Raw genomic sequence first — 15,196 nt, forward strand, 5'->3', positions numbered from 1 at the left:
CCGATAGGCTGTGAATACTTGACGATCGCCTTCTCTAGAAAGGAGGTGATCCAGCCGCAGGTTCCCCTACGGCTACCTTGTTACGACTTCACCCCAGTCATGAATCCCACCGTGGTAAGCGGCCTCCTTACGGTTAGCCTACCCACTTCTGGTGAAACTCACTCCCATGGTGTGACGGGCGGTGTGTACAAGACCCGGGAACGTATTCACCGCAGCATGCTGATCTGCGATTACTAGCGATTCCGACTTCACGCACTCGAGTTGCAGAGTGCGATCCGGACTACGATCGGTTTTATGAGATTGGCTCCACCTCGCGGCTTGGCTACCCTCTGTACCGACCATTGTATGACGTGTGAAGCCCTGGTCATAAGGGCCATGAGGACTTGACGTCATCCCCACCTTCCTCCGGTTTGTCACCGGCAGTCCCATTAGAGTGCTCAACTGAATGGTAGCAACTAATGGCAAGGGTTGCGCTCGTTGCGGGACTTAACCCAACATCTCACGACACGAGCTGACGACAGCCATGCAGCACCTGTGTTACAGCTCCCTTTCGGGCACCAATCCATCTCTGGAAAGTTCTGTACATGTCAAGACCAGGTAAGGTTTTTCGCGTTGCATCGAATTAATCCACATCATCCACCGCTTGTGCGGGTCCCCGTCAATTCCTTTGAGTTTTAACCTTGCGGCCGTACTCCCCAGGCGGTCAACTTCTCGCGTTAGCTACGCTACCAAGGATTCAAACCCCCAACAGCTAGTTGACATCGTTTAGGGCGTGGACTACCAGGGTATCTAATCCTGTTTGCTCCCCACGCTTTCGTGCATGAGCGTCAGTGTCATCCCAGGGGGCTGCCTTCGCCATCGGTATTCCTCCGCATCTCTACGCATTTCACTGCTACACGCGGAATTCTACCCCCCTCTGACGCACTCTAGCTGTGCAGTCTCCAATGCAGTTCCCAGGTTAAGCCCGGGGCTTTCACATCAGACTTACACAACCGCCTGCGCACGCTTTACGCCCAGTAATTCCGATTAACGCTTGCACCCTACGTATTACCGCGGCTGCTGGCACGTAGTTAGCCGGTGCTTATTCTTCAGGTACTGTCATCCCCCAGCGATATTAGCGCTAGGGATTTCCTCCCTGACAAAAGTCCTTTACAACCCGAAGGCCTTCTTCAGACACGCGGCATGGCTGGATCAGGCTTGCGCCCATTGTCCAAAATTCCCCACTGCTGCCTCCCGTAGGAGTCTGGGCCGTGTCTCAGTCCCAGTGTGGCGGATCATCCTCTCAGACCCGCTACTGATCGATGCCTTGGTGAGCCTTTACCTCACCAACTAGCTAATCAGACGTCGGCCGCTCGAATAGCGCAAGGTCCTAAGATCCCCTGCTTTCCTTCTCAAAGCGTATGCGGTATTAGCTATCCTTTCGGATAGTTATCCCCCACTACTCGGCACGTTCCGACGCATTACTCACCCGTTCGCCACTCGTCAGCGGAGCAAGCTCCCTGTTACCGTTCGACTTGCATGTGTAAAGCATGCCGCCAGCGTTCAATCTGAGCCAGGATCAAACTCTTCAGTTCAATCTCATAGCAAATTTCTGGCACGCAAGATCAAAGAATAAACAAGTACTTCTTGGTCTGTTTACTTTCTCTCTCGCAGTGCAAGTATTTGGCTTTCGCCAAGCACTCACACCTATCGGTTATTCTGTTTTTTAAAGAGCGGTGCAGGTCGCTGCGTTTCGTTTCCGTCGCTGCGTTGTCTGCTGAGGAGGCGAACTATACCGCCCTGACCCACCCTCGTCAACACTTTGTGCGAAGAAATCTGCAGGATTTGCCAAAATTCCGTCGCACAGACCGCTAAGTCACTGAACGGTAATGCTTTATGAAATTCGGGTTTCATGAGTATTTTGCTGCGGGTGCACAGCCAGCGACGCACTGGCGTCCATCGTGACACTGACGAATGCAGGAAACTGGCGCAAAAAGCCGGTCTCAGCACCGACACAGGCAGCAAAAAGCCCGGCTGGGCCGGGCTTTTTGTATCAGGGACTACTGGATAGCTGTATCAGCTACGGTAGTCGGCATTGATTTTCACATAGTCATAAGAGAAGTCGCAGGTCCAGACCGTGGCCTGGGCCGCACCACGCCCCAGTACCACGCGAACGGTGATTTCGCTTTGGCTCATCACGCGCTGACCATCTTCTTCCTTGTATTCCGGGTTGCGACCGCCATTGCAGGCCACCAGTACATCATCCAGATACAAGGAGAGGCGATCGACATCCAGATCGCTGACACCGGCGTAGCCGATGGCGCACAGCAAACGGCCCAGGTTCGGGTCGGAGGCGAAAAAGGCAGTCTTGACCAGCGGCGAACGGGCGATGGCGTAGGCCACGTCCTTGCACTCGGCAACGGAGCGGCCGCCCTCTACCTTGACGCTGATGAACTTGGTAGCCCCTTCGCCGTCGCGGATGATGGCCTGCGCCAGTTCGGTAGCCACATCGACCAGCGCTGCCTTGAGGACGGCGTAAGCCGGGTGATTGACCGAATCGATACGCGGCGCTGCGCTCTTGCCGGTGGATACCAGGATGAAGCTGTCGTTGGTGGAGGTATCACCATCGACCGAGATGCAGTTAAAGGAGAGGTCGGCCACTTCCTTGACCAGTTGCTCCAGTACCGGACGGGTTACCGGCGCATCGGTGGCGACAAAGCCCAGCATGGTGGCCATGTTCGGGTGAATCATGCCGGCGCCCTTGGCGATGCCGGTGATGCTGACTTTCTGGCCGTCGATTTCCAGCGTGCGGCTGGTCGCTTTGGGCGCGGTATCGGTGGTCATGATGGCTTCGGCAGCCTCGGCCCAGTTGGCCGGGCGGCGGGTCGGCAATGCCTGGATGATCTTGTCGGCAGGCAGCGGTTCCAGGATGACCCCAGTGGAGAACGGCAGGATTTGTTCAACTGCACAGTCCAGTTCGCCAGCCAGCGCCTGACAGACCGACAGCGCACGCTGACGGCCGTCTTCTCCGGTACCGGCATTGGCATTACCGGTATTCACCACTAGCGCACGGATTTGCACACCGGCATCCAGATGATTCTTGCTGATTTGCACCGGCGCAGCGCAGAAGCGGTTTTGTGTGAACACGCCGGCAACGGTATTGCCCTTGTCGATGCGCACCACCAGCACATCCTTGCGATTGGCTTTTTTGATGCCGGCTTCCGCCACGCTCAGTTCGATGCCATCAATGATGGCCAGTTGATCGGCGCTAACCGGAGTCAGGTTGACTGCCATGATGAATTCTCCATGCCGGCACGCTGACACGTGCCTGTTGCTTGTATGTTGTGTGCCTAGATTGTAACGGAATCAGTCCTGCTGGCTATCGAGGATTTGTTGCAATGCATCGCCATAGCGCGCCAGCTTCAGTTCGCCCAGGCCGTATACCTTGCTCAGCTCGCGCAGGCTTTGTGGCCGACGCTCGACAATGTCGCGCAAGGTACGGTCTGAAAACACCGCATAAGCCGGGACGTTGTGTTCATCCGCAGTCTGACGTCGCCAGCGACGCAAGGCCTGCCACAGTCGTTCCTCCCGCTCGGTGCGCAACCAGCGGTCGGTATTGACGCTACGCGCCTTGCTGTCTTCCGCCAGCGGACGCAGATAGATTTTTTCCTGCCCTTTGAGCAGTGGGCGGCAGGCATCGGTCAATACCAGTGACTGCCCGCGGGCGATGTCCACTTGCAGAATCTTGCGTGCCACCAGCTGGCGGATGAGCGAACGCCACGCGCGCTGGTTGTAGTCACGCCCGATGCCGAAGGTGGACAGCTTGTCATGCCCGAAACTGAGGACCGACTGGTTGCTGCGCCCCAGCAGCACATCCACCACATGATTGGCAGCAAAGCGCTGCTCCACTCTATAGATACAGGACAGCAGCTTCTGCACCGGCACGGTGGCGTCAAAAGTGATGGGCGGGTTCAGGCAATTGTCGCAATGACCGCAGGGCTGGCTGGCCTCGCCAAAGTGGCTGAGGATTTGCTGGCGGCGGCAACTGGCGGTTTCGCAGAAGGCCAGCATGGCGTCCAGTTTGGACAGTTCTACCTGCTTTTGCAGCTCGGCCATCTCCGAGCCCTGGATCATCTGGTTGAGCTGCACCATGTCGTTCAGCCCATAACACAGCCAGCTGGAGGCAGGCAGGCCGTCGCGCCCGGCACGCCCCGACTCCTGATAGAAGTTTTCCGGACTCTTGGGCAGGTCGATATGGGCGACAAAGCGCACATCCGGCTTGTCGATGCCCATGCCGAAGGCCACGGTGGCCGCCATGACAATGCCTTCTTCGCGCAGGAATTCGCGCTGGTGCCGCTCACGTACCTCGTGGCTGAGGCCAGCGTGGTAGGGCAAGGCCGGAATGCCGTTCTGGCTGAGCCACTCGGCGGTCTCCTCCACCCGCTTGCGCGACAGGCAGTACACAATGCCGGAAGCGCCCGGATATTCATTATTGATGAAATCCAGCAGCTGCTTTTTGGCGTTGTGCTTTTCCACCACCTGATAAAACAGGTTGGGCCGGTCAAAGCTGGACAGGAACACCCGTGCATCGCCCAGCTTGAGGTAATGCAGGATGTCTTCGCGGGTTTGCGGGTCGGCGGTCGCGGTGAGCGCAATACGCGGCACTTGCGGGTATTGGTCGGCCAGCATGCCCAGTTGCTGGTATTCCGGGCGGAAGTCGTGCCCCCACTGGCTGACACAATGCGCTTCATCGATGGCAAACAGGGAAATGTCCAGCTGCGCGAGAAAATCGAGAAAGCGCGGCGTCAGCAAGCGCTCCGGCGCAACATACAACAACTGCAAGGAACCATCGCGGGCACGCCTTGCAATATCACGGGCATCGTCCGGCGCGGTAGCCGAATTCAGGCAGGCAGCGGCCACGCCAAGTTCGGTAAGCGCGGCAACCTGGTCCTGCATCAGGGCGATCAAGGGCGATACCACGATGGCCAGGCCCGGACGCATCAGCGCGGGAATCTGGTAACACAGGCTCTTGCCGCCGCCGGTGGGCATCAACACCAGCGCATGACCGCCATCCACAATGTGCTGCACGATTTGCGCCTGCTGACCACGAAAGGCCGGATAGCCGAAGATATTGCCAAGTAAGGTGAGTGCGTCCTGCATGCGGGGTAAGCACCAGGCCCGGCCGGAGCTTCCGGTCAGGACAAGGCCGATAGCCTGTTTGAAGTCATGGGAAGGGAGCCATTGTACGGCAAAGCGCTGCCGCACAAAAAAAGAAGCCGCCCAAAACGGGCGGCTTTCAAGTTTGGATGGAGACAATGTGAAACGAAGAGAAAGATGCTCTCGTTACTGACAGACCATCCGTAAATAGGGAAAGTTCCTTTTTTATATAATGACAATACTTAAACTTTTACATGAAAATACGGCCAATCAGCATGTCCGACCCAATGCGCGGGCTTGGAACCCAGCGCAAGCGCGCCAGGGCAGGCCAAGAGCCGGCATGATTTCCCCCCTGACGCAGCCTATGCGAAACTGTCGGCATCCAACCGGAGATTCAACATGTTTTATCGCCTGCTTGTACTGGCCGCGATGGGCAGCCTGCTGAGCGCCTGCAGCACCACACCAAACCAGACCAGTCCCATCAAACCCCGCCCGACCCCTGCAACTGTACCGGCCCCGGCCAATGCCGACTGGGAAAACCTGGGTGTGTCGCCCAATGGCAATATCCTGAACGAACTGGACAAGCTGTCGATCAAGCAGCAGGGCAATACCGTGACTTTCCGCGACCGGAAAACCATTTTCAATGTGAAAAAGGAAAACTTCCTGTCCACGCCAAGGCACAAGACTTCCATCAACAGTTGGCTGATTGACTGCTCTGCCCGCACTTTCCGCCTGACCAGCATGGTGTTGCTGGACGAGAACGGACGCCAGATCGCCAGCTACACGTACAATGACAACCAGATAAAACCGATGCCAGTGACCCAGAACTCGGCCAGCTTCCAGCAGATGCAATACGTCTGCAAAGGCCAGCCCGGCTTCTGATATATTCAAACAGCAAGTTTTGCGCCATGTTGCCCGCGCGCGAACATGGCAGGTCGTCCGTCACGTAGCAGACTTTGTCACAGGGGAAAATTCATGCAGGCTATCCGTCGGGTCGTGTTCAACCAGAAAGGTGGCGTGGGCAAATCCACCATTACCGCCAACCTGGCCGCTGTTGCCGCCCGGCAGGGCAAGAAGGTACTGCTGATCGATCTGGATGCCCAGGGCAATGCCAGTCATTACCTGACCGGCCAGGCAAACAGGCAGCAGGAACAGTCCGCCGCGGGCTTCTTTGGCCAGATGCTGAACATCAGCATGTATAGCAAGGAGCTGCATGAATTCGTGAGTGACACCCCGTTTGACGCACTGCAACTGCTGGGCTCCCACCCGGAGCTGAGTGAGCTGATGGTCAAGCTGGAAAGCCGCTACAAGATGTTCAAGCTCAAAGAGGCGCTGGACCAGGCCGCGAGCGAGTTTGACGAAATCTGGATCGACACCCCGCCTGCGCTCAATTTCTTCACCCGCTCGGCCCTGATTGCCGCCGATCGCTGCCTGATTCCGTTTGATTGCGATGCGTTCTCCCGCCAGGCCCTGTACAACCTGCTGGCCAACGTGGATGAAATCCGCGCCGACCACAACCCGGCCCTGCAAGTGGAGGGCATTGTGGTCAACCAGTTCCAGCCCCGCGCCAGCCTGCCGGTACGCCTGGTGGCCGAACTGCGTGCAGAAGGCCTGCCAGTGCTGGACCCGCCCTTGTCGGCCTCGGTGAAGATCCGCGAATCCCACGATGCCGCCAAGCCCATGGTTTACCTGGACCCCAGACACAAGCTGTCGCTTGAGTTCACCGCCCTTTACCAGGCGCTTGCCTGAGGCCTGCCTGCCAACATGCCAAGCCAGAGTCGCCTGACGTCCTTTCTCCTGGGTGCGGTTCTTACCATTGCCCTGCTGACAGCAGAATACCTGCTGCTGCTGGACAACGACCGTATCCGCGAGCAGGAAAAGCTGCAACACTGGGGCGAACTGGGTACCGAGCTGCTGGCGACCCGCCTGCAGGAAATGCTGGACCGCACCGACCTGCTGGCGCAAAGCCTGATTCGCCAGCGCCACACCACCGGCAGCGCCATCAACCTGAGCGAACTGGCTCCCACCGTACTGAAGGAAGAAAGCCGCTTTGGCGGCATCGGCATCGTACGGCGCATCGGCCCGGCACAGCGCGCCGAGTTTGAATCAAACATTGCCAACAGCATCCGCATGCTCAAGGACCGGCACCTGACACCCAGCCCGCAGCAGCCGATGTATTACCCGGTGGAAAGCTATTTGCCGGATGATGGCAATGCCCTGCCCCAAGGCATGGACCTTGGCAGCCTGGACAATGCCAGGCGCAAGATGGATCAGGCCCGCAATCGCAACCAGCCCATGCTGATGTTCAACACCCTGACGCCGGGTGCCATCCCGCGGCTGGACATCATGGCCAACCTGGGTGATGACGGCCACATGCTGCTGGTCAACCTGCGTAGCGACCTGCTGCTGCAAAGCAGCCAGAGCAATCCGGACCAGCCCAATCCGCTGCAGCATGTACGGCTGGTGGTATGGAACCAGGAAACACCCGACCACCCCAGCCTGGATTCGCTGCCCATGCAGCCCTTGCCATCGGGCAACCCCTTGCTGACCACGCGGCGCCAGATTGGTGGCTACGATTTGCTGTTTGGTGCTTATCCGCTGGAGGAAGACGCCCCGGCCCTCAGCCAGCAAGGCTATGCCATCCTGGGCAGCTCGGCTTTCATCCTGTGCCTGCTGCTGATCCTGCAACAACGCCAGATCAGCCATAACCGTGCCTTGCGTACCCTGCTGCGCCGACAACACCAGCAACTGGAACTGAACAATCGCACCCTGCGCGAGCAGATCAACGACCGCACCCACTCGGAACAGGCGCTGGCCGAAAGCGAAGCCCGCCAGCGCGCCATTCTGCAGGCCAGTTCCGACGCCATCATCCTGATCAACCGCAAGGGCCTGATTACCCATGTCAACCCGGCGGCTGCCAAGCTGATCGGCCAGAGTGCCGAATCCATCGAGCATTTGCCGGTGGGTTCCTTGCTGACCGAGCTTTACAGCCTGAATGTCGATTTCGAATCCATTGCCGCTGCGCGTGAAGGGCGGCCATTCGAGGCGCACCTGCTGTGCAGTGACAACCGGCAGATGCCGGTGGAACTGTCGCTCAGCCGGGTGGAAGTACCTGACGACTCCTTCTATGTCGCCGTCTGCCGTGACATCAGCCTGCGCAAGGAACAGGAAGCCGCGCTGATCCGCCTGAAAAACAGCCTGGCCGAGCAGGTGGAAGTGCAAAGCCGTCAGCTGGCGGCACTGCTGGAAGCCAGCCCCATGGCCATGGCCTATATTGTGGACCGGCACCTGCGCCGGGTGAACGGCGCCTTCCTCGACCTGTTCGAGCGCAAGGAAGACGAAGTCATCGGCCAGACCACCCTGCCCTACTTCGAAAGCCAGGAGCAATGGGAGCGCACCGGCCGCGCACTGTACAACCTGCTCAACGACGGCAAGGTGGTGCAGTCCGAAGTGAAGCTGCGCACCGGCAGTGGCAAGCTGATCTGGTGCCGCATGTTTGGCCGGGCGGTGAATCCGTCCGTGCCCAAGCTGGGCACCATCTGGCTGTACCAGGACTTTTCCGCCCAGCGCGAAATGGAAGATGCGCTGCGCCAGGCCAAGACCCTGGCCGAAGAAAACAGCCGCGCCAAAACCGAATTCCTGGCCAATATGTCGCATGAGTTGCGCACCCCGATGCATGCCATCCTGGGCTTTACCGAAATCGGTGAAGCGCGTTCGCGCCAGCTGCAGGATGACAAGCTGGCCCAGTATTTCCAGCGCATCCACAGCAGTGGCAACCGCTTGCTTCAGCTGCTGAACGACCTGCTGGACCTGGCCAAGATGGAAGTGGGCAAAATGGATTACCACATTGCCCATTACGACCTGTCGCACTGCCTGCGTGAGGCCTGCGATGAAATGACTCCGCTGGCAGGCAGCCGCAACATCAAGATTTACCTGTATTGCACGCCAGAGAAACTGACCGCCGATATCGACCCCTTCCGGCTTGGCCAGGTCGTACGCAACTTGCTGTCCAATGCCATCAAGTTCAGCCCGGATGGCGAAGTCATCCGCGTGACGGCACGCCTGCAAAAGGACGAGCAGCAACGCGAGCAGGTGATGCTGTGCGTGGAAAACTACGGCCCGGGTATTCCGTGCGATGAAATCGAAACCATTTTCGACAAATTCATCCAGAGCAGCGCCACCAAGACCGGGGCCGGTGGCACCGGCCTGGGCCTTGCCATCTGCCGCGAGATCATCCAGGCCCATCACGGGGTGATTTTTGCCGAGAACCTGGTGCCGCGCGGTGCCGCTTTCACTGCCCTGCTGCCGAGATTCCACAACACCAGCGGCCCTACCGGGGAAGACCATGTCCCATCGACTTTTGCTCGTTGATGACGAGCCCTTCAATCTGGAACTGATGACCGAGCTGCTGGAAGCCGACGGTTACGAAACCGTGTGTGCGGAAAGTGGCGAACAGGCCTGGGAAATCCTGCAACAGCAAGGCAGGAGCCTGTCCATGGTGTTGCTGGACAAGATGATGCCGGGCATGAATGGCTTTGATGTACTCAAGCGGATAAAAAGCACGCCCGAACTCAACTTCCTGCCGGTCATCCTGCAAACGGCCATCGGCTCACCGGCCAGCGTGCAGCAAGGCATGGAAGCCGGTGCATTTTATTATCTGACCAAGCCTTTCTCGCGCGACATGCTGCTGGCGGTGGTGAAAGCAGCGCAAAGCCACTGGGACCGCCACCAGGCATTTCGCGAACTGGCCAAGCAGCATCTGGATGCACTGGCCCATCTGCAGCAGGCAGAATTCCGCCTGCGCACGCTGAAAGAAGCCCAGACGGTTACCGCCCTGCTGGCCCGCACCTGCACCCAGCCGGAAAAAGTGGCCACCGGTCTGTTCGAGCTGATGGTGAACGCCATCGAACATGGCAACCTCGCCATCAGTTATCAGCAAAAAACCGAATTGCAGGCAGAAGGCGACTGGGAAGCCGAGCTGGAGCGCCGCCAGCAGGACCCGATACTCGGTCAACGCGAGGTCAGCATCAGCTTTAATCGCGATGAGGATTTCTTCAGCTTCACCATCCAGGACATGGGTGATGGCTTTGCCTGGCAGGACTATCAGGACACCCCGGCAACCTCACTGCTGTCCAGCCACGGGCGCGGCATCCTGATTGCCCGGAAATTGTCATTCGATGCCGTTGAATACCAGGGTAACGGCAACCGCGTGATTGCCCGGGTAAACCGCAAACCGTCCTGAGAACGGATAACAAAATAGCGTAGCGCCCCTGGGGCAAGGCGCACCGACGCCAACAGCACAAGGGTACGGCAAGGAGGCGCAACGCAGCAGCAGGGCTTTTGTTAGCGGCCCGGAGCAGCGCACTGACCACGACTGCGCCAGTAGCGCCCTGCCAGCTGGCGATAGCACTGCGGCAAGATGGCATCGCCCAGCGTCATGCTTAACAAACCGTCCTGATCGGTACGCAATACCCGCCCCTGCGCCTGCAGCGCTGCCAGCACCTGTGGCTGCGGATGGCGGTAGCGATTAAGAAAACCCACACTCAACACCAGCCAGTCCGGATTCACAGTGTCCAGCCATGATGCGGCCGAGGAAGTGCGACTGCCATGGTGCCCCACCACCAGAATGTCGCTGCGCAATTGCGCTCCGTAATCCGCCACCAGCCTTTCCTCCACCGATCGCGGCGCATCACCACTGATCAGGATGGCCTGCGTCCGGCTTGCCACCCGCAAGACACAACTGTGGCTGTTGTCATCACTCAATACCATATCCGCCACCGGCCACAGCACGTCAAAGCGGATACCATCCCACGCCCAGCTTTGCCCGCGCCGACACAGGCTGCCATGCAAGCCGTATTGCGTCAGCGTGGCCAACTGCCCGGCCAGCACCTGCCGCACCGGCATGGCCGCCACGATGTCTGCTGCCGCAGCATCGTGGTCCTTGTCGTTATGCGACAGCATCAACACATCCAGCTGACGCACGCCCAGACCACGCAGTTGCGGCAACACCCAGCGCTCCCCCTCCCCCGCCCCGGTATCAAACAGCAAGGCGTGGTTGCGTGTTTGCAGCAGTACCGACAGGCCCTGTCCGACATCAAGAACCTTGATGCGCAGCGTACCGGGCTCGGCTGCTGGCGGCTGATAGAACAAAACAGGCAGCAGCAGGCTGACACCCAGCAGGCGACCGGGCATGCCACGCGGTGCCAGCAACCACAAACTGCCGATGGCACCCGGCAACAACAGCGGCCAAGGCACAGCCGCCACCTGCCATGGCGGCCAGGCCGCCAGCCAGTCGACACCGCGATAAAACCATTCCGCCAACCAGCCCGCCCATTGCAAGGGCTGCGCCCACGGCAATGCCACGGCCAGCAGACTCAGCGGTGTCAGCAGCACGGAAACCAGCGGTATTCCCACAGCGTTGGCCAGCGGAGACACCAGTGGAAAACTGCCAAACAGCGTCAGCAAGGGCAGCAAGGAGGCCACCGTCGCCGCCCACTGGCCAGACAGTGCCTGCCAGTACTTGCCTGCAGGACGCCTGCGACCGACAGAAACCAGCATCAAGGCCGCCACCAGCCCGAATGACAACCACAAACCCGGAGCCAGCACGGCAAAAGGATCAATCAACAACACCAGTGCCAGCGCCAGCCACCAGATGTGCAAGCCCGACCAGACCCGCCGTGCCAACAGCATCAGGGCCATGCAGCACAACATGTACAAGGTGCGCTGGGTAGGGACGGAAAAACCGGCCAGCACCGCATAGGCAGTGGCGGCCATGACACCGGATAAGACAATGCACAACCGTGGCGCAAGGCCGGGCAATGGCCTGCGGCGCAAAACCAGGGCGACCAAACCTGCCACCATGCCGGCCACCATGGTGATGTGCAGGCCGGAAATCGACACCACGTGGGTCAGGCCGGTGCGCGCCAGGCTTTGCCATTCGGCACGGGCAATGCTTTGCTGCGCCCCAACCGTCAGCCCGGCCACCAGACTTGCAGCACGCGAGCTCCCCAGCACGGATTCGATACGCAGCACCTGCTGCTCGCGCAAACGGTCCACCCGCGCCAGCAGTCCATGGTCCTCCCCCAGGCGCACCGCACCGGGCAACATCGTGCCACTAGCCAGCACGCCCTCGGACCACAGCCATTGCTCGGCATCGAAACCAAAGGGATTGGCAGTGGACTGGCGCGGCCGGAAACGGGCGGTCAGCTGCCAGCGATCGCCTGCCCGCCATACGCCAGTCGGGGCCAGCTCGCCCTTGCGTACAAAGACCGACAGCTGCACCCGCTCCGGCAGGCTCGCCAGCGGCGTCAGCACCTGCTCCACCTGGAACTGCATGCGCACACCGTATTGCCCCTGCACAGGCAAGCCTCGCACCACACCGATCAAGGACACCGGTTTTTGCCACCAGACAGCCGGCAGGGCCTGCGCCATACGCCATTGTGCGCGGGCATCGGCATAGAACAGCCCCAGCAACAAGGCAGCCAGCAGCGCAGCAACACCGGCCAGCCGTGGTGCTGCCACGCGTTCCAGCAGATACATCAGCAGCCACAATCCACCCAGGCTCCACAGGGAAGGCAGGGTGGGCAAAAAGGCACAGCACACGATGCCGGCAACAAACAGGGCAAGTTTCAGCATCCGCCCCTTATGCCTTGCCTGATGTCATGCGGCAATGGCGACTGGGACAGGCAGCTTGCCGCACTGCCGCACATCCCGTATCGTGCCGGCATGATGCCAACTAGCCCTATTCAGCCCACCCCGCTGTTCTGTAGCGAGAGCGCCCGCCGCGAGCATGCCGCCGAACTGGCGCGGCGCTTTGCCCTGCCCCTCATCCACCACCGCCCGTCTGAAGGGTACTGGCTGGAGCTGGGGCCGGAACGGCTGGAGCTGGTCACCACCGGAAAACACGGTGCGGTGTATGCCGAGTTTGTCGAAGGTGCGGCCCGCCACCGGCGCGAGCAAGGCGGCGGACGTGGTCAGCCGGTAGCCAAGGCAGTAGGACTGAAAGGTGCCAAAGACCTGCCCAGCATTGTTGATGCCACCGCAGGCCTGGGACGCGACAGTTTTGTGCTGGCCAGCCTGGGTTGCCAGGTCACCATGGTGGAGCGCTCGCCGGTAGCCGCCGCCTTGCTGTTTGATGCACTTGAGAGGGCCGCACGCGCCGTCGACACCAGCGATATCGCCAGTCGCATGCGGCTGGTGCATGCCAACTCGGCTGACTGGCTGGCACAGCTGCCTGCCGACCAGCAACCGGACGTGGTGTTTGTCGACCCGATGTTCCCCGACACCGACAAGAAAAGCGCTGCCGCCAAAAAAGACATGCAGGCCTTCCAGCATGTGATTGGCGATGACATGGACAGCGCCCGCCTGCTAGAAGCCGCCATCAGCGCAGCACGGGTGCGGGTGGTGGTGAAGCGCCCGCGACTGGGTGCCGCTATCGCCGGGGTAAAACCTTCTGCCGTGCTGGATGGCAAATCCACCCGCTTCGACCTGTACATCATCAAGGCCTTGCGCCCAGCCGCCACGCCGGATTGATGACCGGCAACATCCCGACGCGAATTGTCTTGCTGCATGGCCCGCAGAGGCCTAGCCTGCAATGACGGTGAGATGAAAAATCAACAAGAAAGCCTGTCATGAGCGTCAGCTTTGTCGATCTGCTGGACCAATACTGGTCGGCACAAAAATGGGAAGTGAACTTACTGATTACCTGCAACCTGCTCGGTGGCCTGTTGCTGGGCTGCCTGGTGGGCTATGAGCGCTGGTCCAACGGGCGTGCCGCCGGCATGCGCACCTACGGGCTGGTTTCCATGGCTTCCGCCGGGGTCATCAGCATGGTGGGTTATTCCGGTTTCTGGTACGGCGGCATTCACGCCGACATCATGCATGGCGACATGACGCGGGTTGCGCAGGGTGTGCTGACCGGTGTGGGTTTTCTGGGTGCCGGGATGATCATGAAGGAAGGCATGTCCATCAGCGGCCTGACCTCGGCGGCCTCGGTATGGATGTCCTCGGTCATCGGCATTCTGGTGGGTGTGGGGTTTTATCTGTCCGCCATTGCAGTGACCGTGCTGTGCGTCATCTGCATGCGGCTGCTCAACTGGATGGAAAACCGCCTGCCGCGCCGCTTCAGCCTGTATGTGAACCTGACCGTGCTGCGCGAGCATCAATGGACGGTGGATAAATTATGCAGTGACCTGCTCACACTGGGCGTCGTGGTACACGAAGACAGCATTGCACTGAAGGTGGATGCCCGGATCAGCGACTGGGGCTTCATGGTTTCCGCCATCAACAAGCACCACATGATCAATGTGGTGGACCTGTCACGCGCCATCATGCAGCTGGAGGAGATTGAAAGCTTCAGCGTACAGCCGGCACGTAACTGAAGTTACTCAGGCCGGCTGCCAGCCATCATGCTGCAAGCGCTCGGCCACCGCGGTGGCCGAACGACGGCAGGCCAGTACCGGAATGCCACGGGCGGCGGCAGTGTCGCGGTAATGCCGCATGGCGTTGTGCCCCAGATAGTCAGTCAGCAGAATCAGCATCTGGGTATTCTTGGGCAGCGGCAATTTGCGCTGATGCAGTGTGTTGCGGCCGGTAATGTGGCGCGCGATCCGGATATCGTACAGTGCCAGCACTTCGGGAATCTGTCCCAGGCTGTCGCCGCCAACCAGCAAGGCATCCATGTCCATTCTCCTGTCGTGCCGCCGTACTGCGGCATTGGGTAATGGAAGCACTGTAATCGTAGCTTTTAATTCCGGAAAACAATAAAAACTGGAATTCTTATTCCATAACAACAACATCATCCGATAACCGGCCATGTGCCGGCCAAGGTAAAATGCACGCATGAATACCGAAGACCGCCTGACTGAACTGGAAGTGAAAATCGCCTTCCAGGACGACCTGCTCGACAGCCTCAACAACACCATTGCCCGCCAGCAACAGCAAATCGACTTGCTGCAACAGCAACTGCGCCTGGTGTATCAGCAATTCAAGGCCGCCCAGCCCGATAGCGGCAACAGCGGCGGCTCGCTGCGCGACGAAATACCGCCGCATTACTGATCCA

Annotated in this window: 11 protein-coding genes and 1 rRNA gene; 7 read left to right on the top strand and 5 right to left on the bottom strand. The window is 59.6% G+C overall.

Translation table 11 applies throughout. From position 1 onward, the window contains the following. Nucleotides 1-38: 38 nt before the first annotated feature. From DKK66_RS05030 to recQ, 3 genes are all read right to left on the bottom strand, one after another. Nucleotides 39-1,574, bottom strand: a 16S ribosomal RNA gene (locus DKK66_RS05030). 481 nt (nucleotides 1,575-2,055) lie between these two features. Further along, on the bottom strand, nucleotides 2,056-3,273 hold the full coding sequence (argJ, locus tag DKK66_RS05035) for a bifunctional glutamate N-acetyltransferase/amino-acid acetyltransferase ArgJ (RefSeq protein WP_089083832.1): 1,218 nt from the start codon (nucleotides 3,271-3,273) through the stop codon (nucleotides 2,056-2,058). Nucleotides 3,274-3,345: 72 nt separating this feature from the next. Next, nucleotides 3,346-5,139, bottom strand: coding sequence for a DNA helicase RecQ (gene recQ / locus DKK66_RS05040; protein ID WP_131356016.1), 1,794 nt, complete (start codon nucleotides 5,137-5,139; stop codon nucleotides 3,346-3,348). Nucleotides 5,140-5,535: 396 nt separating this feature from the next. Here recQ and DKK66_RS05045 point away from each other — a divergent pair, with 396 nt between their 5' ends. From DKK66_RS05045 to DKK66_RS05060, 4 genes are all read left to right on the top strand, one after another. Continuing rightward, nucleotides 5,536-6,018, top strand: coding sequence for a surface-adhesin E family protein (locus DKK66_RS05045; protein WP_045848766.1), 483 nt, complete (start codon nucleotides 5,536-5,538; stop codon nucleotides 6,016-6,018). 102 nt (nucleotides 6,019-6,120) lie between these two features. After that, nucleotides 6,121-6,885 (top strand): ParA family protein, encoded by a 765-nt coding sequence (locus tag DKK66_RS05050; protein WP_045848772.1) that lies wholly within the window; start codon nucleotides 6,121-6,123, stop codon nucleotides 6,883-6,885. A 15-nt stretch (nucleotides 6,886-6,900) separates the two neighbouring features. Then, complete coding sequence (locus DKK66_RS05055; protein ID WP_131356018.1) at nucleotides 6,901-9,507, top strand: ATP-binding protein; 2,607 nt, start codon at nucleotides 6,901-6,903, stop codon at nucleotides 9,505-9,507. Then, a complete protein-coding gene (locus DKK66_RS05060) occupies nucleotides 9,482-10,378 on the top strand; it encodes a response regulator (RefSeq protein ID WP_131356021.1) in 897 nt (298 codons plus the stop codon). Before DKK66_RS05055 ends, DKK66_RS05060 begins: the two co-directional genes overlap by 26 nt. A gap of 101 nt (nucleotides 10,379-10,479) precedes the next feature. Here the strand turns inward: DKK66_RS05060 and DKK66_RS05065 are convergent, their stop codons facing one another. Then, entirely contained in the window at nucleotides 10,480-12,771 is a 2,292-nt protein-coding gene (locus tag DKK66_RS05065; protein ID WP_131356024.1) for a DNA internalization-related competence protein ComEC/Rec2, read from the bottom strand. A gap of 108 nt (nucleotides 12,772-12,879) precedes the next feature. Here DKK66_RS05065 and DKK66_RS05070 point away from each other — a divergent pair, with 108 nt between their 5' ends. Next, nucleotides 12,880-13,668, top strand: coding sequence for a class I SAM-dependent methyltransferase (locus DKK66_RS05070; protein WP_131360852.1), 789 nt, complete (start codon nucleotides 12,880-12,882; stop codon nucleotides 13,666-13,668). 98 nt (nucleotides 13,669-13,766) lie between these two features. Beyond that, a complete protein-coding gene (locus tag DKK66_RS05075; protein ID WP_131356027.1) occupies nucleotides 13,767-14,516 on the top strand; it encodes an MgtC/SapB family protein in 750 nt (249 codons plus the stop codon). 6 nt (nucleotides 14,517-14,522) lie between these two features. On the opposite strand, the gene DKK66_RS05080 is transcribed toward DKK66_RS05075, so the two are convergent. Beyond that, the gene (locus DKK66_RS05080; RefSeq protein ID WP_045848761.1) at nucleotides 14,523-14,816 is read right to left on the bottom strand and encodes a DUF2325 domain-containing protein; all 294 of its coding nucleotides are present in this window, start codon (nucleotides 14,814-14,816) and stop codon (nucleotides 14,523-14,525) included. Between the two features lie 160 nt (nucleotides 14,817-14,976). Between DKK66_RS05080 and DKK66_RS05085 the strand changes: the two genes are divergently transcribed. Continuing rightward, a complete protein-coding gene (locus DKK66_RS05085) occupies nucleotides 14,977-15,192 on the top strand; it encodes a SlyX family protein (RefSeq protein WP_045848760.1) in 216 nt (71 codons plus the stop codon). Nucleotides 15,193-15,196: the final 4 nt, after the last annotated feature.

It is taken from the genome of Aquitalea sp. USM4 (genome assembly GCF_004328945.1).
Classification (GTDB): Bacteria; Pseudomonadota; Gammaproteobacteria; order Burkholderiales; family Chromobacteriaceae; genus Aquitalea; species Aquitalea pelogenes.

Excerpts from the sequence above, each read along its gene's own strand:
- DKK66_RS05075 (WP_131356027.1), top strand. The coding sequence starts at position 13,767 with ATGAGCGTCAGCTTTGTCGATCTGCTGGACCAATACTGGTCGGCACAA.
- DKK66_RS05065 (WP_131356024.1), bottom strand. The coding sequence starts at position 12,771 with ATGCTGAAACTTGCCCTGTTTGTTGCCGGCATCGTGTGCTGTGCCTTT.
- DKK66_RS05045 (WP_045848766.1), top strand. The coding sequence starts at position 5,536 with ATGTTTTATCGCCTGCTTGTACTGGCCGCGATGGGCAGCCTGCTGAGC.
- DKK66_RS05080 (WP_045848761.1), bottom strand. The coding sequence starts at position 14,816 with ATGGATGCCTTGCTGGTTGGCGGCGACAGCCTGGGACAGATTCCCGAA.
- DKK66_RS05060 (WP_131356021.1), top strand. The coding sequence starts at position 9,482 with ATGTCCCATCGACTTTTGCTCGTTGATGACGAGCCCTTCAATCTGGAA.
- recQ (WP_131356016.1), bottom strand. The coding sequence starts at position 5,139 with ATGCAGGACGCACTCACCTTACTTGGCAATATCTTCGGCTATCCGGCC.
- DKK66_RS05055 (WP_131356018.1), top strand. The coding sequence starts at position 6,901 with ATGCCAAGCCAGAGTCGCCTGACGTCCTTTCTCCTGGGTGCGGTTCTT.
- argJ (WP_089083832.1), bottom strand. The coding sequence starts at position 3,273 with ATGGCAGTCAACCTGACTCCGGTTAGCGCCGATCAACTGGCCATCATT.
- DKK66_RS05085 (WP_045848760.1), top strand. The coding sequence starts at position 14,977 with ATGAATACCGAAGACCGCCTGACTGAACTGGAAGTGAAAATCGCCTTC.